The sequence below is a fragment of the Alteromonas gracilis genome (genome assembly GCF_002993325.1).
GTDB lineage: Bacteria > Pseudomonadota > Gammaproteobacteria > Enterobacterales > Alteromonadaceae > Alteromonas > Alteromonas gracilis.
In genome coordinates this window covers 1-17,688 of the sequence record NZ_PVNO01000023.1, presented here as the reverse complement: position 1 = coordinate 17,688, position 17,688 = coordinate 1, and the positions used below count along the sequence as shown (strand labels likewise).

Genomic DNA, 17,688 nt, shown 5'->3' with positions numbered 1-17,688 from the left:
TATGTCTATTTGCGTAAGAGAATGTGTGATTGCAGTTCAAAGTTGGCGAACATGCTTCTCTCATTTATGCTAGCGTACCGTATTGTGCTTCGTGTTACCAAGGATTAGATAAACATTGTTATTCCAGCAAGTTATTTGTAAAAAACGTGCTTCTTTGATGGGCCGTAGCGCTATCTTGTCAGGCGTGCTTATTTTATTAAGTGCAGCCCTTTTTAATGCTAACGCAAGCGCACAACCTGTAAGTGCTAACGCTTCGAATAATCCTAAGCCCAGCGCTGATGATGAAACCATTCGCGCTGTAAAAAACATGCTCGGGCAAAAGATCATTTTGGATTTTCGCTATTTCTGCGAAGACAATACGCCATCATCACGGTGCCGTACATCTATGACGGTAATTCCACCGTCACTGCTAAATGTGCTCAGTACGCACAACATCGGCGGTGTTATTTTGTTTTCAGAGAATATCCAAAATACCGAGCAGTTAATTACGCTCAACTACACCATGCAGCAGCATATGGTAAAAGCAGGTCGTCAGCCGTTATTCATTGCTATCGACCAAGAAGGGGGGAGAGTCGCAAGGTTGCCTTCAGACATGCTTTCGCCGTTTGCGGGTAATATGGCCATTGGTGCCACCTTTCATCAACGAGGCAGTGCATTTGCGCAAAGTGTGGCATCGCATATTGGCCAAACGCTTCTACCGCTGGGAATTAACACCAACTTTGCGCCGTCGGTTGATGTGAATAGCGAGCCAAAGAACCCGGTTATAAACGTACGCAGCTTTTCTGAAAACCCAGAGCAGGTAGCTGCACTTGGGCAGGCATTTGTTAGTGCTATGCAAAGTACGGGAGTCATGAGCGCTATCAAACATTTTCCGGGCCATGGTGATACCCATGTGGATAGCCACAGCGGCCTGCCGCAAGTAACGCATAGCAAAGCGCAAGCAATGGCGGGCGATATCCTTCCATTTGCTAATATAATTAATAGTGCAACGCCTCCAGCAATGGTAATGAGTGCACACATTCAATACCCATCTTTGGACGATACGACAATTATTGACAAGCATGGTAAGTCGCAAATTGTTCCAGCAACGTTGTCGAAAAAGATACTAACCGACGTGCTTCGTAAGCAATTAAGGTATCAAGGTCTTATCGTTACTGACGCGTTAGATATGGCTGGCATTACTCAGTTTTTCTCCCACGAAGAAGCGTTAGTTAGCGCATTCAACGCAGGTGCTGACATAGCGCTAATGCCGTTCACTATAAGAAACCAAGACGACATAGAAAAGTTCGCCTTGCTTCTAGATAACGTGGCAAAACGAATGCTGGAAAGCGCTTTCCTTAATGCTTCTCGTAATAGAATTATTAAGGAAAAACAACGCTTTGCTCTGCAAAATTTTATTTCCAAGCCCATATCATGGTGGCTTAACGAAGCAAAAGAAAATGCTTCTACGAATAATGCTAACAGTTTGAAAAACAGAGGAATTCAAATTGAGAAAGGGCTTTCTAGGTCGTCAGTATCTGTGCTTTATGGAGAGGATGAATTGCCGATAACATCAAACCGGTGGCTCGCGCTTATGCCCGATGCAGCCAGATGTTTAGCGTTTGATGCAGCGCTTGCACGCGCTCGTTCCAAAGCCAGCGATAAGCCTCTAGAGTTTGCCTGTTTGCCATTAACTGCGTTACCAAGCACCCAATTAGCAATGAACCTACTAAAACAAGCTGATGCGCTGGTAGTTGGCAATATTAGTCCTCTTCATGCGAATTACGAACTTGGTGGTCTTGATTTGCCCGAGCATGTAAAGCAACGCGCAACTGAAACTGAAATGATGGCTTTTAGCAAAAAGATAATGGTTGCTGCGAAAGCACAGAATAAAACCGTGGTCTTCGCCCCACTGCGTATGCCATATAAAGCGCAAGACGTGAAGGAGTTAGCCGACATTGCTATTGCTACATTTAGTTATACAGTGAGCATGACACCGGAAAGTGCCAAGGAAGATAAGCACGTTACTAGCTATAGCCTTAACGCACTGGCCGATGTGTTACTTGGAAACATACTTGCTGAAGGACGTTCACCTGTTTCGCTGAAATAAGCGTCATTATAAAAAGCGAAAGCTTATGCCCATTTAACCGTTAAACAAGAGCGAATCTAAGAGGATACACTGTGGAATCAAAAAACACATTAGACACTGCGCAAACCTCACTAATCGATACTGTGCTAGGTGCCTTGTTCCCATTTGTGCCACTTCTCATCGTTGTTGCTTTGGTTCTGAGTACGCTCATTGCACTGCATTACCTTCTGTTAGCTAAGCAGAGCCACCTTACCAGTGAACAGAAGTTACCTCGTCAAGTAGGAATGTTGGTACTTACTATCATTGGTGCGGTCGTCATTGCAATGGCACTCCCTGTAAGTGAGAGCACTAGGAATCAGGTTATTGCACTTATCGGCGTACTTGTATCAGGTGTAATTGCGTTTTCTTCTACCACTATGGTGGGGAATTTAATGGCGGGGATCGTACTTCGCGTAAACCGCCCATTTAAGGTGGGGGATTTTATAAAGGTAGAAGGCTACAGTGGTCGCGTTTCCGAAATGGGCTTACTCGATGTAGAAATTCAAACTGAGAGCAGAGAGCTTATTGCCTTTGCCAATACGCTGATGGTGAATTCGCCCGTTTCCGTGACCCGAGCATCAGGTGCAATCGTCAGTGTGGACATCAGTTTAGGTTACGATATTCATCACAGCATTATTGAAAAGCACTTACTTCATGCAGCTGAAAATGCTCAGCTGTTAGAGCCATTTGTACAAGTAGTTGGGTTAGGCGACTTTTCAGTAAGCTATCGTATTTCAGGTCTGCTGACCGAAGTAAAGAGTTTGCTAAGCGCGCGTTCAAGGCTTCACAAAGCCGTACTCGACGCTTTGCACAATGCCGATATTGAAATTGTTTCTCCTAGCTTCATGAATCAACGCCCTCAGCCTGACGGTTTGAAGATGATTGCTAAATCTCCTAGTCACACTAAACAAGAAGAAGCCTCACCTGAAGACGTTATTTTTGACAAAGCCGAAGAGGCCGAGCAAAAAGAAAAAAGTAAGGAAACGCTGATGCAGACGATAGCCGATATTGATGAAAAAATTGCCGAGAGTGACAGTGAAAATAGGGATGAGCTTAAACACCAAAAAGCCACCGCAGAAGCTCAGCTCGCAACTTTGGTAAAAACAAAGAGTGAAGAAGGTTAGTTTTCACTAACTTTTTTAGGTTCCACAATTTATGGGGTAATTTTGGGTGTGAGTATTTACTTACATGTTGTATGAGAAGTTTAGTATCGCTAACACATCCTCTACACTCACCTTAATAAAACGCCTCAAATCCTCAAGGGTAAAGGCGTTTATCTGTACATCAATCCGTGTCTTCGTAAAGCAGGTATGCTTTTCGTTTTTCTCTAAATTTGCTTAACTCTTTCTGCCAACTCAGGCGAATTTCTGCAGGCGTTTTACCGGCTTGAATTTGATATCGTAGTGCATCAGTACCCGCTAATTTGTCGAAGAAATCTGGGCGAGTAAAGAAGGTTTCTTCAGAGCCACCAATGGCGCTGATAACCTTGTTATATTCAGAAAAACGAGAATAGGCATCTATCAATGTAGCGATATCTAGGCCGCTTATAGGTGAGTACCTGTGGATCGTTTGCTTAGAGTCAGAGCCTTCCAAAATCGTAGGATCAGCATCAGTAAATACGTGTGCACTTAGCAGAGTATTTTCATGTTTAGGGTGGGGCGCTGCACTATTTGCATTTACCGGTATCTTGGTTTTACCAAACTCAACAAACGGGTGGCCAATAAGTTGAAAAGGGAAGTCAGTACCGCGACCTATACTCACGTCGGTGCCCTCAAAAAAACACAGCGTTGGGTAAAGCAGTATCGATAAATCGTTTGGCAGGTTAGGGCTAGGCGGTACTGGCAATGAATAATGTGTAGTGCGTTGATAGTCTTTTACTGGGACAACGGTTAGCTTCGCGTTGTTATAACTGCTCGAGTCAATATCTAGCCACTGCTCCCCCAGTATCATTTGAGCAAGTTCGCCTAGGGTCATACCGTGCAAAACGGGAATAGGGTGCATGCCAATAAAAGACGAAAATTCAGGTTGTAGTACTGGGCCGTCAACATAACGGCCGTTAGGATTTGGCCTATCTAACACAATAACGTCAATATCACGCGCAAAGGCCGCCTCCAACACATAGTGCAAGGTGCTTAAATAGGTGTAAAAGCGTACGCCAACATCCTGAATATCGAAAACAATTACATCAATGCCTTCCAACATGTCGGGGGTAGGTTTTTTGGTTGCGCCGTAAAGGGAGTGAATAGGCAAACCGGTTTTAGCATCAATATTACTATCTACTTTCTCACCTGCGCCTTTATCTCCCCTAAATCCATGCTCCGGCGACATAATACTTACAATGTTAACACTGCGTTGAAGTAGGGCATCAAGCAGATGCTGACTGCGCTGGCTTGTCTTTATCTTATCTAACCGCGCTTTAGGCCTTTTGTTTGATTCGCGCTCTTCAGGCTCACTTGCGTTAGAAGGCGAAGCGTTACGAGTCGAAACTAAAGCACTTTGATTAACCACTAAACTAACCCGTTTACCTGCTAGCAAGGGTAGGTATTTCGAATAGCGTTCAGCGCCTACAGCAAGCGGTTTAGCAGTTAATTCAAGCTGCTGGGCTTTTAATGTAGACTGTTTTCCCTTCAATGAGAACTGCTTCGCAGGGCCTTCTGTATTGCTTGTATATACATGTGTAGATAAGTTTGTATGTGCGCAGCCGTTAAGCGATAAGCTAATTAGTGCTAGAGAAAGTACTGCAATGAATGCGCTCGACGTTAGGCGTCTAAAAACCTTGTTCAATGTGACCGGAGTAAAAACCTTCATAGTATTCGTTTACCGTCGTTATTCGCTCTTATTTACGGCGGTACGCAAATACCCCCCGTTTGCTTCTAATTGAGCGGCGGCCTGCTCGGCCGTTTGCCCCGTTAATACCATCAAAATCGCAACTTTAGCTTTGTTGTTACACGCACTAAGCGCGGCCAAGGCTGTTTCTTCATTGCATTCTGTAGCCTGCATAACAATGCGAAGCGCACGGGCTTTTAGTTTTTCGTTGGTGGCATTCACATCTACCATTAAGTTTTGATAGGTCTTCCCCAACTTAATCATGGTGCTGGTGCTAATCATATTAAGTATGAGCTTTTGCGCCGTGCCCGACTTCATGCGTGTACTGCCTGTAAGCGCCTCGGGTCCAACCACTGGGCATATAGCGACATCAGCATGGGTAAAAATAGCGGCGTTAGGGCTACATGCAATAGCGCCGGTAAAGCAGCCTTGCGAACGGGCATATTCCAATGCACCACCTACATAGGGTGTGCGACCGCTTGCTGAAATCCCAATAACCGTATCATTTTGGCTTAGGGACAGGGCTTCAAGATCAGCTCGCCCAGCGTCGACGTCATCTTCTGCACCTTCTACGGCGTGCTGAATGGCCTTTTCTCCGCCCGCTATTACGCCAACAACCAGTTCATCAGGTACGCTAAACGTGGGTCGGCACTCTACGGCATCAAGTATGCCCAGTCTGCCGCTGGTCCCCGCGCCAATATAAATAAGTCTGCCACCGTTTTTAATGCTAATGGTTGCAGCATCCACCGCTTTTCCAATTTGCGGAATTTGCGAGGCTACCGCGTTTGCCACTTTCGCGTCTTCGTTGTTAATGCGGGCAAGAATGCCTTCGGTGCTTAGCGTGTCTATATCGAGGGTGTCTGGGTTTCTACCTTCTGACACAATTTTATTCAGTGACTGGGCTAATTCGTTAACGGTGGGTTTATTACCTGCTGCTTGGTTGCCAGTACTGACTTTACTTTTAATACTGGCGTTGGCAGACGATTCTGAAGTAGAAGGGTTATGCGAAGACATTGAAAACCTTGAGGCAGCGAAATTGTTATAATGAGCTAGCGCAAAGCATAACGGTATTTTATGCCATAAGAAACCTTGCGTTAGATGGTATGTTTTTCATTATTAATCCTGCGCCGCAAATATGCTTCTCGTGGTACACTTTGGCATTCTATACTCTTTCCCATTAAACATTTAAGGAACGTGTTTTTCTGTGAGCCGACAAACGCAAGCTATCATTCATGCTGACGCCCTTTTACACAACTTCAAAGTCCTTGCTGCTTTAGCGCCTTCAAGCCAGTCTATGGCGGTGGTAAAAGCTGATGCCTATGGTCATGGAGCAGTAAATGTAGCGCGGATTCTTCAGCATGTTTCTTCGCGTTTTGCCGTAGCGATAATTGAAGAAGCCATTGCGCTTCGCGACGCAGGTATTACAGCTCCTATCGTCGTTTTAGAAGGTGCGCACCAGATAAAAGAGTGCAAGATGGCTTTTCAGAATAACTGCATATTGGTGATGCACTGTGAAGAACAGCTTGAGTGGTTAGATAAGTGCCCTAAAGACAAACGCCCTCACGTGTGGCTTAAGGTTGATAGTGGCATGCATCGATTGGGCTTTTCCTTGTCTGATATAGAAACAGTGGCAGCGAAGTATCGCCATTTATTGAGCGACCAAACCGTTATCGTTACGCACTTCGCTTGCGCAGATGACTTAGACAACAGCTTTACTGATTCTCAGTTCACCGCTTTTAAGCAGGTGGCAGATAAACTCGGTTTTCCCACCAGTGTGGCAAATTCGCCTGCAACCGTGAACTGGCCAGAAAGTCGTAATGCATGGAATCGATTGGGCGTAGGGGTTTATGGCGGCGCAGTATCTACTTCGCAAAAATGCGATACAGAGGTTTACCCCACAATGACGCTTCGCTCAAGCGTTATTGCCGTTCGTGATATCGCACCAGGAGAAGGCGTTGGTTACGGTCAAACATGGGTTGCAGATAAGCCTAGCAAAATAGCCACAGTAGGTATTGGTTACGCTGATGGATATCCTCGGCACTGTAAAAACGGCACGCCAGTGATGGTGCGTGGAAAACGAGCGTTTCTTGCCGGGCGCGTCTCTATGGACATGATCACCATTGACGTTACTCACATCGATAACGTGGCCGTGGGTGATGTGGTTGAATTATGGGGGCAAAACGTATCTATTCAGGAAGTGGCCACGTGTGCGGACACTATCGACTATGAACTCATGACAAGAATTTCCCAGCGTGTACCACGCATTGTGAAATACCTTTAAATTTCAACGCTGTGCCAATTGGGCATATCACTATATAAGTTTTAATAAAGTACTATTCATTAAAAGAATGAGACTTTTACCCGTGAGTTAGGTCTATACTGTTGCTGCTGAGATGCAGGATTGCGGTGAATGTTTCGCCTCCAACTGTGCTGGGCAACAACTCATAAGTGAGGTTTGTATGCGTACTTCGTTTTCTCGTCCAAGAGTAAACCGTGGAGTTGTAAGTCGACCGTCTAGACCTGTTCAAAAGAAGCAATAGGTTTGTAATAGGCGCCAAAAGGATACAAATAAAAGTTACAAAAAAGCCCGATTAGGACAGTCCTAATTGGGCTTTTTATTTTGACTGCTTCATCACAAGGGCAGAAGAGCTCAAAACGAACGAAAAGATTGAGCGTTGGCCCGTAACGACTAAGCTCCTCGATTGCTTCTCAACATGACGTTATGTGAGAACAATGTTTTCTCATTAGGCGGTTACCCGTTTGTCTGAGCCCTCTAAAGTGTCTGTCTCGGCCCTGCTTTTTGCTTGTTTCTCTTGAGCAGGGAAGTAGCGCTCAGGTCTGTGGTTAAGAGAAATAACCATGTTGAGGCAAAATGCGGCTAAGATAGAAATAAGCACTAAATGCCAAGCGATAAAAAACAATGCGCACAGTAAAATAGTGCTATCTACGGCAAGCTGAAAGGTGCCTGCTCTAATATTGAATCGCTGCTGTAAGTAAAACGCCATAATGCCTACTCCGCCAAGGCTAGAGCTATGACGGAACATCATAAGCATGCCCACGCCAATTAGAATGCCACCAAACACTGCGGCAAATATGGGATTTACATGGCTAATATCCACAAACGCAGGAATTTGCTCGGTTAAAATTGATACCGTAGTAACCGAAATAAACGTGTTGATAGTGAAGCGTTTACTAATCTGCGTCCAGGCTAATGTGTAGAACGGCAGGTTGATTAGAAAGAACAGTAAGCCAAAATCCATATCAACGGCATACGTACCTAGTAGGGCTAAACCTGCTGCCCCTCCAACCATCAAATCTTGAGACTGAAAAAGGTAAACGCCAAAAGCAACAAACAAGCCGGCGCTTATCAAAGCGAATACATCCTCGATGACACTGTGTTTTGTTTTTTGCATAAGAAGAAACTTGCGTTAAGAAGAGACGGCGTAATTATACGTTTACATCTACACAGGTGATAGCGAGATGAAAAGTTAGCATGGCGAGATAAAACCCATGAGGTAAGTATGTCTTTACGACTTTTAACGCGACAGTGAACGGGGTGTTGCGCCAATGTAAACGTTGCACCAAGGTGGTTCAGTTTAAAGCTGAAAATGGCGGTCGCTTTGTTGCACTGTGTTATTCAACAATAGAGAATACAACGATATCTTGTTTGTTGAACTCTACGCTGCATTGCATAATGCCTAAATGAAGGGGGCTGTAAGCCTCTATTTTACTGCCGTTAGCAACGAACTCTGTATCCCATAACAGCAAGTTTGCGGTGTCGAGTTGACGCTCAACACTTTTCTTCGACACGCCAGGCGTGAAATTATCGCAAAGAATAATGACTTCTCGCCGTGCTTCAATCCAGTAGAACGTCGTAGTGATCAACAAAGCTATGGCCGCTATTGCAACTACGTCTGCGATAATCGAACGTTTCATGGCCTGCACGTTTGTCCTCTCCTATACGTCTTTATTTAAAGAAAACTTTTCTGTGAAAATAAGGCAATGTAATGTGGCCCAAGTACGATTACCAAAGTTCTTAAGATGTAACTATATAAAGAAAGGTTACGCGGTTTGGATCAAATCCCACTTGTTGCCAAACTTATCTTTAAAAATAGCCACAGTGCCATATGCTTCTTTGCGTGGCGTTTCTAAAAACGTCACGCCTTTGGCTTTCATCTCTTCAAAATCCCGCCAAAAGTCATCAGTATTTAAAATCAAAAATACCTTGTCTGCGGCTTGATTACCAACAAGCGCTTTTTCATTGTCATTCTTTGCTTGGGCTAATAGCAAACTCCCCGCGCTCTGAGGTGGTGTTACTAAGACAAAGCGTGAGTTCTCGCCGGTACTTTTGTCTTCGGTTAACGTGAAGTTTAGAACCGACGTAAAGTAGTGAATAGCGGTGTCGTAGTCGTCAACAAAAAATGTAATGGCAGACAAGTGTTGGTTCATAAAATCCGTGTCAGTTAATGAATAAATGAGAGTAGAGAGTGAATACTACCTAAAACCTTATCGTGGTGAAATGCGGGTTGTCAGCTATAGCGTGAAGTTGAGCGATTTCGACAAGTGGAATATTTTCATCAAGACCATTGATGTTAATACGCAGGCACTCAGTCGCTTCACCATTTCTTTTGCTAATAAGCGTGCTTAGTGCTCTGCCGCTTTTCATCTCACCATTCTTAAGCTCAACACTAATTTCTAACTGATAGATGCATGCAATTTCAATATAGTCGTATAGCTCACAGGCTATGCTCACACTTAATCCTTTTCAATATAATGTTTAAACGTCATTTTGCTGTAATCGGCATCATGTAACTCATCGACTTAAAATTCGCATCGTCACCTTGCAATAAATACGAATGAAAACAACGTTAGCTTATGAAAAGCGTCTAATTCAGATTTGATATCGCAACAATAAATCTAACATTTGCAAATGATCTTTTTGTAAGGTTTACGCAGTATTGTTCTACTGAAGGAATTATTTTGGCGTATCCATCACTACGGCGTTATCCCCCAGCTTTTTGCTGCAACGTCACTTGTCGTAAAGGGTTTCTCGCCGAAAATTGAATACAGGAACAGTAATGAACAAGCTACTATCTGCATTTTCTTTAGTTTCTATAGCTACATGCACTGCTAGTCTCGCCACTGCCGACGAACTGCCTTTCAATTTAAGCGGGCACGTTCGGGTAAACTACGGTCACCAAGATTGGCAGATACCTGAGTTTAGAGATGGGTTCGAATTTGAATCATTCAAGCTTGGTGTGTCGGGAGAGTCAGATCAATTTAGCTATAAAGCAGAGTATCGCTGGTATGAAAATACCGAATTCGACACCATACGCTTTGCCGACCTTACCTATCATTTCGATGAACAGACACAGATTACCGCAGGTATAACGCAAACGCCTTTTGGTCTTCAGCCTTTTGCCAGTAATAACTTTTGGTTTTCGGTAAATTATTATTTAGGCTTTGAAGATGATTATGATGCTGGTGTGAAGATAAATCACGACTGGGGTAATTGGGATTTCCAAGCGGCTTACTTCATGAATGACGAATATAACGATGCCGCTGAATTTGGGCGCTATTCGTTTGATGTTGCCGACGATGGTGAATATCGAAATAAAGAAGATGGTCAGTATAATCTGCGAGCGAATTACTCTGCCAACTTTATCCGTGGTGCCACTACAGATATTGGTGTGTCGTATCAATACGGCAACATTTTAAATTTGGATACTCTGGATGATGGCGATATGTCTGCTTATGCAGTTCACATGCGCCACACTCAGGGCGATGTGAAGGTTGAGCTACAGTACATTGATTATGAATATGACTTAGCTGCGCCCGAAGGGCAGGCAGATGACCGCATTGCGCTTTCATCTTTCACCTTTCCATTCTTAGCTGCCGCTGACGGCAAAACTTATTCAGCTAACCTTGTCTATTCCGTTCCTTATAACTTCGACCATATAGAGTCACTTACCTGTTACTCAGAATATAGCGTGGCTAAAGGCGAGGGGAGCGAAGGAAAAAATTCATCACAATGGATAAATGGCTGTAGCTTTGGCTGGGATAAATTGTTTGTTTATGTAGATAGTATCCAAGGCAAAAATATGTGGTTTTCAGGTGGTCCAGGCGTTGGCTTAGATTTAGGCGGCCGACAAGAAACCACTCATCGCCTAAACATTAACCTTGGCATTTACTTCTAAAACCTAACAGGACTTTGACATGCGATTACTATTTATAGCGACTTTAATACTTGCGCTAATACCAATGCAAAGTTTTGCCCATGCGTGGATGAAACTGCGAATAGCGACCAGTGAATATGCCCCCTATACCTCAACAGACATGCAGCAAGACGGATATATCAATCACATTATTGCGGATGCTTTTTTAGAAACGGGCGTGGAAGTTGAATTTGTATCTTTGCCGTGGGAAGAGGCATTAGAAGCAACGTTAAGAGGCGAGTACGATGCGCTTTCTTACGGTAACTTTGTTCGGTCAAGAGAGCGCGAGTTCTACCATAGCAACCCAATTAGTGCTGAAAGCCTAGTATTTTACGTTAATGCTGAGAAAGGCCCTAAAACATGGTCTGAACTTGAAGAGCTAAAAGACTTAAAAATGGGCATGACACAGGGCTATTTATATAACGACGAATTAGCGGCGTTTATCAAAGATAATGAGAATGTAATTCAGCGAGCAAATGATAAGGAAAACTTTCAAGCGCTGATTGACGGAGAAATAGATATTTTCCCTATCGATGAACTCACTGGTTGGTATTTGCTACAACGGGAGTTTAGTCGCGGTGAGCGCCGTGATGTAATGACTATTAAGCCCTTCGTTTCAACCATCACAACCCACTTATTGGTGCCTAAAGGCACAGCTGATAGTCAACTTGTTCTTTCTTTGTTTAACAAAGGTCTAGAGGAACTCACTCTTGAAGGCAAACTCACTCGGTTTAAACGCCTACTTAAAGAAGGTTATTACCAACATCCTCAGAAGAAGGTGAATTACGACAGACGTTAGTACTTACAGCGTTTGTTTTTTCTCTAACAAGCTAATGTAGCAAGGGCTGTAAACTAACAAGTTTATCAGCCTATGCTAGTTGTTCCGCTGATGTGCATGAACGCGCTTTTCTGTTTTAAATTTAGCTGCTAAGGTTGACGGCTATTTCGTAACGCCCACCTAGAGGTTGCCTTGTTGTACACAGCTGAAACATCGATCTTTGCTCGCTTAACTGCATTAATGAAACTACTTGGCCCTGGTGTACTCATGGCAACGGCAGCGGTGGGCGGTAGTCATCTGGTAGCTTCAACCCAGGCAGGCGCAAAGTTCGGCTGGCAGCTGGCACTTCTTATATTAGTTGTGAACCTGCTCAAATATCCGTTTTTCAGGGCGGGTGTGAGCTACACCATCAGCACTAACCAAACATTACAGCAGGGCTATCTGAAAATGGGGCGGCGCTATTTAGCCGTAGCCCTTTGTTTAAACACAATCGCTTCGGTAGTAAACGCGGCAGCACTTTTGCTGTTTGCAGCAAGCTTACTGTCTTATTTTGTTCCTTTTGATATTGCCATAACACTGTCGTCTTCCATCGTGCTTGCGTTGATACTTTTGATTTTGTTAAAGGGGCACTTTGAAGGGTTAGATCATATCGCCAAAGGTATTATGGGAGTGCTGGTGATAGCTACTGTCGCTGTATTTATTGTAGCGCTGGGCAATTACTCCGAGCCAGCAGACCCTACCTTTACACCGCCTTCTCCGTGGACCCTAGCCACCCTTGGTTTTCTTGTCGTAACCATGGGCTGGATGCCCGCGCCCATTGAAATATCTTCTATCACATCGCTTTGGTTAAAGCGCCAATGCTCAGACCAAGCGGTAACGCCTAAATCAGCGTTGTTCGACTTTAACCTAGGTTATGCAGTAACCGTTGTTCTTGCGCTTTTATTTTTGGGGCTAGGTGCACTCATTCTACACGGCAGTGGCACTGAACTCAGCGCAAGTGGCATTGGTTTTTCTCATCAGCTTATTAGCATGTACTCATCAACTATTGGGGAATGGTCCCATTGGCTAATAGCTGTCGTCGCGTTCTTATGCATATTTGGGTCTGCGCTTACAGTCTATGACGGTTACGCGAGGGTTGTTGCAGAAGCTATAACTCTGTTATTTAAAGGCGACAAACTAACCCGAAATACACTCGTTACCCCCGTGTTATTGTTCATGGCTGTAGCCAGTTTTATCATTGTGCTTTTTTTCAAAGCAGCACTACTTGCCATGCTTGGGTTTGCGATGACGCTAGCCTTTATCACAACGCCCATGTTCGCTTGGCTTAATCATAAGCTTGTTGCGCAAACTCAGCTTCACTCAGATGCTGCACCCAATATCATCGTAAGAGGGCTAAGCTATATAGGGCTAATCTATTTGTTTGGATTTCTGGCTGTGTTTATTTGGTGGAAATGGCTTAGCTAATTCGCAAAACCTGTCGTCGAGAACCATTAGTGTGCTTTTCAAGGCGTTTGTGAATGACTTTTCTAGCTAATAAGCGCGAAGCGGAAAAAGAAGTAAATCGAGATGGTATAGCGGATATGCCAATTGAGGCAGTTGTCGCGCTACCCGAATGAGCAACGCGATATTGCACTGATGTATCCTGCCGCGCTCAATAACGAGCAAAGCGGAAAGTATCGTTTGTTATGCTTTTTTAACGAACTGTGCTGTAAGCATCATTTCACCAGCACCATCTACTTTGCAGTCTAGCTGGTGGTCTTTGGCATCTTTCACATGACGTATAACCGCTTTAGTGCCAATTTTTAAAACCAATGAGCTTCCTTTTACCTTCAAATCTTTCGCTAGGGTAATTTTATCGCCGGCCACTAAAGGTGTTCCATTAAAATCTTTAGCCGACACTTCTTCTTCAACATCGTTCGGGTTCCACTCGTGTCCACACTCAGGGCAAATCAGCAGTGGCTGATCTTCGTAAACATATTCTGATTGGCAATGCGGGCAAGGAGGTAGTGACATCTGGAATTCTCTTAAAATGCTAAATTAAAGTGCTAGCGTCATAAAATGACTATTAGGGTCGAGTGAGTAAGTAGCGAAGGGCCCGCAATCAATGAATCCGAACTTTTTGTAAAGTGTTCTCGCTGCCAAAAAGTAATCCTGGGTCCCTGTTTCTAAACTTACCCTACTAAACCCTTTCATTTTCGCATGTTCCAGAGCAAAAAGTAATAACTCAGAGGCCACACCTTGTCCTCTAAACGACTTGGCGGTGCGCATAGACTTCAATTCGGCATGCTTAGTATCAAGGTTTTTGATGGCAACGCACCCTGCAAGTTGTTGTGCTTTCCAAGCACTAAAAAAGGTAATGTCGGGAGCTTTGAGAGCATCGACGTCTAAAGCATGGACACTTTCTTCAGGAGATGTGGCGTACATATCCGACAGATGCTCTTCTAAAAGTGCCAGCACCTCTGTGGAGCTTAGATCATCAATAACAATTTCCATATAAATAAATGCCTTCTAAGAATTTGAAAGAGCTATGCCTTTACTGCTTTAAGTCTTTAACCATGTTAAAAAAACGGTCGTCTTCACTTTTTATAACAAAACCATCTCTTTGATATAGAGCGACAGCAGGGCTAATTTTAAAAACTCGCAACGAAAGTGTATTTTTATTAGCGTTCAACGCCAGTCTTTTAGCTTCTTGAAGTGCGGTAAAACCAATGCCTTTGTTTTGCTCATTGGGGATAATCTGTAAGTCGCGCAGGACACAGTTTTCATCCTCATATTCAAGGCGCATTACGCCAACCACTTTTTCATCAAACAGAATGTCTAAGTTGATAAGTTTAGAAGTGGCGCTGAGAACTTTTTCAACGTCCCATTCAGGTGCGTACTGTGCGTAATAGACACGCATATTGTCAAAGGTGAATTCTGCCGCACGTTGCAATTCAGTGGATGGTACAAATGCAATGGTCATACTGTTCCTTAGTAAAAATTTTTCAAACCCAAGGTTATATAAAAAGGTCTGGGTTTACCGACATCAAGCCAATGCCCGTCTTTTATAATCGGTACTACAGCCCTTTTTTTCTGATTGAGTAAATCACTATATGAAGCGTTTGCCCGAAATGTAGCAAATAGTGCCTACTATACTTAAATGATAGACAGAAAAATCGAGCGACGGGACAGAGCGTGCCTCTTATAGCGCCAGTGGGCAGCGCGAGTGCATGTAGTGTTTGTTATGCAAATTAAGCATAAAATCGACTCACGTAACCCAAAAAAGGCGCTACTGCGCTGGTAAGCGTAACCAAGATCCCAAATTTACTTGCCTTAAGTAAGAAGCTCTTTTGAGGCTTATTGGGATTATAGTAAACGGTGACAGTGTCTTTGGTTGGCATATCGATACCAGCTTGTTGTCTGAGCAGCAATCCTTTTGCATTGTAATTCGTAACGAACACCCAAGGTGAAATACGTGTTCCTTCATAAGTTTGGCCATTCACACTATATGAATACAGAGCTTTCCCTCGATATTGTTGCTCGGACAAATCGTTTGAGATACCAAATTTTTTAAGTCCTAGGTTGTGGATATTGCCCACAGTAGTTGCCCAAAATCGTGTTCGGATTTGAAAATAAGCGGAATAAAGGCATACCACGAGCATGTAGCATGAAGCCCAGAACCAAATTCCCTGGAGCTCCCCTTCTGATGCCAAGTCGACCATCTGCTGAAAATAATTCAAAATATCCATAGTTTATAACCGCCCCCGCGAGCGCTAGCAACAGCGTGAATGTGTTTGTTATGCGCTATTGACTGACAGCGCGCAGATACCGTATTTAGGTATATATTGGTACTTGGAGAAAGCAAATGGCTAAAAATACCAGCATTACTCTTGGTGACCATTTTGATGTCTTTATTGCCAGCCAAATTCAAACTGGTCGATATGGTTCAGCGAGCGAAGTAATTCGTTCAGCTCTTCGCTTGCTAGAAACACAGGAGACCAAATTAAACACTTTGCGTCAATTACTTGTAGCAGATGAAGAAAGCGGTGAGGCTGAATACGACCTTGAGCGCCTGATATCAGAACTAGATGGTGAATTAGAAGAGTGAAACCATTTAAGTTAACTGTCTAGCAACACCCGATTTAAAAGATATCGCGTTATTTACGCAACGAAAATGGGGGCGAGAACAGCGTAATGTTATACGCCGCTATCATGACGATGCTTTTTGATTGACTCTGAAATAGCATTTGTTTTTGCTTGTGATTGACTCCTGCACTTCTTTCTATCATCAATGTGTCCGGTAGAGCAGCTACTATTACTATTCTCACCTTTTATCACTGCTGAGGTGGTGTTGTAGATTGCATCGAGGCCGTCATTAGGCGTATTGATTGTGCCACAGCCAAAAAGGGCAAGTGAAAGGAGAGGTAATACAAGGTACTTCATTTAGTTAAATCCTTTTAGGTATACAACTTTAAGCTAAGGGGCGCTAGCATGTGGGCTAAAATCCGAACGAAGTGAGTCAGCCCGCATGTTTGCGTCCCAGCACTCGAAGCGGGCGAACTTAATTTTTTTGTATGGATAATTACCCACCTAACTTAAATCCTTTTTCATCAATTTCGGGTAATGTGAGACCCAGGCTTTAGCAGCAACTAAAGCTTTCTATTTGGCAGTTCGATTAATTTTTGGCTCCTCAATTGAGAGACCGATAACAAGAAAGAACGCCTCATAGGACTCCAAGCACCACACTCGAATAGTCTACTGGGTCTCGAACCCGCATTATGCAAGCAAGAGTCAGCTTATTATGAACACTATTACAAAGCAAAAAATTAACGTTGGGGTAGATACTGGCAAATCACAGCTTGATATTTACATACGGCCTTTGGATATCTTTTTCTGTGTAGAAAACAATGAAAGAGGGATAAAAGAAGCGATTGTCGAACTCAAGAAATATCAGCCCGAAAGAATAGTTGTTGAAGCGACGGGCAGATTAGAAATGCCTTTTGCAATGGCGTGCGCTGAGGCAAAACTTCCATTTGTCATTGCCCATCCAGTTCACATAAAACGATTTGCTGGTGCGATAGGGCGGCGAGCTAAAACTGACAAGCTCGACGCTAAACTAATAGCGCACTTTAGTGAGGTGATAAAACCTGACTTAACTCAGCTGAAGCCAAAAGCCATGCGCGCTATGAGCGATTTAGTCACGCGTCGTAATCAACTCCTTTCCATGCAAACAATGGAAAAAAATAGAATTCAAATCATGCCCAAAGACCTTGCGATGACGATAAAACCGATATTAACGGCTTTGGGTAATCAGATAAAAAAGGTCGAAGAAAAAATCCTGAAGATGATTGAGTTGACGCCGGAATTTAAAGCGAAAGATCAACTGCTTCAAAGCATGAATGGTGTTGGAAAAGTCGCAGCTGCGTCAATAATAAGTAATCTACCTGAGCTTGGTTATATGACGAACAAACAAGCAGCAGCCTTAGTTGGTGTTGCACCGATGAGCAAAGAAAGTGGGCGGTATAAAGGGCATCGGAAAATACAAGGTGGCCGTCACCAAGTAAGAACAGTACTCTTTATGGCTGTGATGTCGGCGATTCAATCAAACCCTGTATTTAAATCTTATTACGGTAAGTTAGTAAGCGCAGGAAAGCCTAAAAAGGTGGCTTTGATTGCCTGTGTGAGAAAGATGGTAATAGTACTGAATTCAATGTTGAGAGATGGTGTGATGTGGGAAGCGCCAAAGGCTTTAAATTAACTATTGACGCCATAGTCTCTTGTTA

At 43.7% G+C, this 17,688-nt stretch carries 19 protein-coding genes; 8 read left to right on the top strand and 11 right to left on the bottom strand.

Going from position 1 to position 17,688, the window contains the following annotated elements; translation table 11 throughout:
- The first annotated feature begins 157 nt into the window (after positions 1 to 157).
- Positions 158 to 2,089, top strand: a complete 1,932-nt coding sequence (locus C6Y39_RS06345; protein ID WP_240618828.1) for a glycoside hydrolase family 3 N-terminal domain-containing protein — start codon at positions 158 to 160, stop codon at positions 2,087 to 2,089.
- 71 nt (positions 2,090 to 2,160) lie between these two features.
- On the top strand, positions 2,161 to 3,231 hold the full coding sequence (locus C6Y39_RS06340; protein WP_105930463.1) for a mechanosensitive ion channel family protein: 1,071 nt from the start codon (positions 2,161 to 2,163) through the stop codon (positions 3,229 to 3,231).
- A gap of 160 nt (positions 3,232 to 3,391) precedes the next feature.
- On the opposite strand, the gene C6Y39_RS06335 is transcribed toward C6Y39_RS06340, so the two are convergent.
- Together C6Y39_RS06335 and murQ are read right to left on the bottom strand one after the other, a co-directional pair.
- Entirely contained in the window at positions 3,392 to 4,915 is a 1,524-nt protein-coding gene (locus C6Y39_RS06335) for an exo-beta-N-acetylmuramidase NamZ family protein (RefSeq protein WP_105930462.1), read from the bottom strand.
- A gap of 18 nt (positions 4,916 to 4,933) precedes the next feature.
- Positions 4,934 to 5,947 (bottom strand): N-acetylmuramic acid 6-phosphate etherase, encoded by a 1,014-nt coding sequence (gene murQ / locus C6Y39_RS06330; protein ID WP_105930461.1) that lies wholly within the window; start codon positions 5,945 to 5,947, stop codon positions 4,934 to 4,936.
- A 190-nt stretch (positions 5,948 to 6,137) separates the two neighbouring features.
- Between murQ and alr the strand changes: the two genes are divergently transcribed.
- A complete protein-coding gene (gene alr / locus C6Y39_RS06325) occupies positions 6,138 to 7,214 on the top strand; it encodes an alanine racemase (RefSeq protein WP_105930460.1) in 1,077 nt (358 codons plus the stop codon).
- Between the two features lie 463 nt (positions 7,215 to 7,677).
- Here the strand turns inward: alr and C6Y39_RS06320 are convergent, their stop codons facing one another.
- The 4 genes from C6Y39_RS06320 to C6Y39_RS06305 form a co-directional block, all read right to left on the bottom strand.
- Positions 7,678 to 8,346: a YitT family protein gene (locus C6Y39_RS06320; RefSeq protein WP_105930459.1), complete on the bottom strand. Its 669-nt coding sequence runs from the start codon at positions 8,344 to 8,346 to the stop codon at positions 7,678 to 7,680.
- Between the two features lie 220 nt (positions 8,347 to 8,566).
- Complete coding sequence (locus tag C6Y39_RS06315) at positions 8,567 to 8,878, bottom strand: hypothetical protein (protein WP_105930458.1); 312 nt, start codon at positions 8,876 to 8,878, stop codon at positions 8,567 to 8,569.
- Between the two features lie 117 nt (positions 8,879 to 8,995).
- Positions 8,996 to 9,382 (bottom strand): VOC family protein, encoded by a 387-nt coding sequence (locus C6Y39_RS06310; protein ID WP_105930457.1) that lies wholly within the window; start codon positions 9,380 to 9,382, stop codon positions 8,996 to 8,998.
- A gap of 49 nt (positions 9,383 to 9,431) precedes the next feature.
- The gene (locus C6Y39_RS06305) at positions 9,432 to 9,686 is read right to left on the bottom strand and encodes a Rho-binding antiterminator (RefSeq protein ID WP_105930456.1); all 255 of its coding nucleotides are present in this window, start codon (positions 9,684 to 9,686) and stop codon (positions 9,432 to 9,434) included.
- 325 nt (positions 9,687 to 10,011) lie between these two features.
- On the opposite strand from C6Y39_RS06305, the gene C6Y39_RS06300 reads away from it, so the two are divergent.
- The 3 genes from C6Y39_RS06300 (at position 10,012) to C6Y39_RS06290 (ending at position 13,390) form a co-directional block, all read left to right on the top strand.
- Positions 10,012 to 11,130, top strand: coding sequence for a TonB-dependent receptor (locus tag C6Y39_RS06300; protein ID WP_105930455.1), 1,119 nt, complete (start codon positions 10,012 to 10,014; stop codon positions 11,128 to 11,130).
- A gap of 19 nt (positions 11,131 to 11,149) precedes the next feature.
- Complete coding sequence (locus C6Y39_RS06295) at positions 11,150 to 11,947, top strand: substrate-binding periplasmic protein (RefSeq protein ID WP_105930454.1); 798 nt, start codon at positions 11,150 to 11,152, stop codon at positions 11,945 to 11,947.
- 171 nt (positions 11,948 to 12,118) lie between these two features.
- Positions 12,119 to 13,390: an NRAMP family divalent metal transporter gene (locus tag C6Y39_RS06290; protein WP_105930453.1), complete on the top strand. Its 1,272-nt coding sequence runs from the start codon at positions 12,119 to 12,121 to the stop codon at positions 13,388 to 13,390.
- A gap of 219 nt (positions 13,391 to 13,609) precedes the next feature.
- Here the strand turns inward: C6Y39_RS06290 and C6Y39_RS06285 are convergent, their stop codons facing one another.
- The 4 genes from C6Y39_RS06285 to C6Y39_RS06270 form a co-directional block, all read right to left on the bottom strand.
- A complete protein-coding gene (locus tag C6Y39_RS06285) occupies positions 13,610 to 13,939 on the bottom strand; it encodes a zinc ribbon domain-containing protein YjdM (RefSeq protein ID WP_105930452.1) in 330 nt (109 codons plus the stop codon).
- Between the two features lie 24 nt (positions 13,940 to 13,963).
- Positions 13,964 to 14,419, bottom strand: coding sequence for a GNAT family N-acetyltransferase (locus C6Y39_RS06280; protein WP_105930451.1), 456 nt, complete (start codon positions 14,417 to 14,419; stop codon positions 13,964 to 13,966).
- Between the two features lie 40 nt (positions 14,420 to 14,459).
- Positions 14,460 to 14,888 (bottom strand): GNAT family N-acetyltransferase, encoded by a 429-nt coding sequence (locus C6Y39_RS06275; RefSeq protein ID WP_105930450.1) that lies wholly within the window; start codon positions 14,886 to 14,888, stop codon positions 14,460 to 14,462.
- A 268-nt stretch (positions 14,889 to 15,156) separates the two neighbouring features.
- Complete coding sequence (locus tag C6Y39_RS06270; RefSeq protein ID WP_105930449.1) at positions 15,157 to 15,654, bottom strand: DUF3592 domain-containing protein; 498 nt, start codon at positions 15,652 to 15,654, stop codon at positions 15,157 to 15,159.
- A gap of 116 nt (positions 15,655 to 15,770) precedes the next feature.
- On the opposite strand from C6Y39_RS06270, the gene C6Y39_RS06265 reads away from it, so the two are divergent.
- Complete coding sequence (locus tag C6Y39_RS06265; protein ID WP_105930448.1) at positions 15,771 to 16,013, top strand: type II toxin-antitoxin system ParD family antitoxin; 243 nt, start codon at positions 15,771 to 15,773, stop codon at positions 16,011 to 16,013.
- Between the two features lie 89 nt (positions 16,014 to 16,102).
- On the opposite strand, the gene C6Y39_RS18680 is transcribed toward C6Y39_RS06265, so the two are convergent.
- Positions 16,103 to 16,348 carry a hypothetical protein gene (locus C6Y39_RS18680; RefSeq protein ID WP_146128599.1) on the bottom strand — a complete coding sequence of 82 codons (246 nt, stop codon included), beginning with the start codon at positions 16,346 to 16,348 and terminating at the stop codon, positions 16,103 to 16,105.
- A gap of 358 nt (positions 16,349 to 16,706) precedes the next feature.
- On the opposite strand from C6Y39_RS18680, the gene C6Y39_RS06255 reads away from it, so the two are divergent.
- Positions 16,707 to 17,663, top strand: coding sequence for an IS110 family RNA-guided transposase (locus C6Y39_RS06255; RefSeq protein WP_105930038.1), 957 nt, complete (start codon positions 16,707 to 16,709; stop codon positions 17,661 to 17,663).
- The last annotated feature ends 25 nt before the right edge of the window (positions 17,664 to 17,688 follow it).

Bases quoted from the DNA above. Each gene is read 5' to 3' on its own strand.
- C6Y39_RS06345 (WP_240618828.1), top strand. From the start codon at position 158: ATGGGCCGTAGCGCTATCTTGTCAGGCGTGCTTATTTTATTAAGTGCA.
- C6Y39_RS06335 (WP_105930462.1), bottom strand. From the start codon at position 4,915: ATGAAGGTTTTTACTCCGGTCACATTGAACAAGGTTTTTAGACGCCTA.
- murQ (WP_105930461.1), bottom strand. From the start codon at position 5,947: ATGTCTTCGCATAACCCTTCTACTTCAGAATCGTCTGCCAACGCCAGT.
- C6Y39_RS06320 (WP_105930459.1), bottom strand. From the start codon at position 8,346: ATGCAAAAAACAAAACACAGTGTCATCGAGGATGTATTCGCTTTGATA.
- C6Y39_RS06310 (WP_105930457.1), bottom strand. From the start codon at position 9,382: ATGAACCAACACTTGTCTGCCATTACATTTTTTGTTGACGACTACGAC.
- C6Y39_RS06300 (WP_105930455.1), top strand. From the start codon at position 10,012: ATGAACAAGCTACTATCTGCATTTTCTTTAGTTTCTATAGCTACATGC.
- C6Y39_RS06295 (WP_105930454.1), top strand. From the start codon at position 11,150: ATGCGATTACTATTTATAGCGACTTTAATACTTGCGCTAATACCAATG.
- C6Y39_RS06285 (WP_105930452.1), bottom strand. From the start codon at position 13,939: ATGTCACTACCTCCTTGCCCGCATTGCCAATCAGAATATGTTTACGAA.
- C6Y39_RS06280 (WP_105930451.1), bottom strand. From the start codon at position 14,419: ATGGAAATTGTTATTGATGATCTAAGCTCCACAGAGGTGCTGGCACTT.
- C6Y39_RS06275 (WP_105930450.1), bottom strand. From the start codon at position 14,888: ATGACCATTGCATTTGTACCATCCACTGAATTGCAACGTGCGGCAGAA.
- C6Y39_RS06270 (WP_105930449.1), bottom strand. From the start codon at position 15,654: ATGGATATTTTGAATTATTTTCAGCAGATGGTCGACTTGGCATCAGAA.
- C6Y39_RS06265 (WP_105930448.1), top strand. From the start codon at position 15,771: ATGGCTAAAAATACCAGCATTACTCTTGGTGACCATTTTGATGTCTTT.
- C6Y39_RS18680 (WP_146128599.1), bottom strand. From the start codon at position 16,348: ATGAAGTACCTTGTATTACCTCTCCTTTCACTTGCCCTTTTTGGCTGT.
- C6Y39_RS06255 (WP_105930038.1), top strand. From the start codon at position 16,707: ATGAACACTATTACAAAGCAAAAAATTAACGTTGGGGTAGATACTGGC.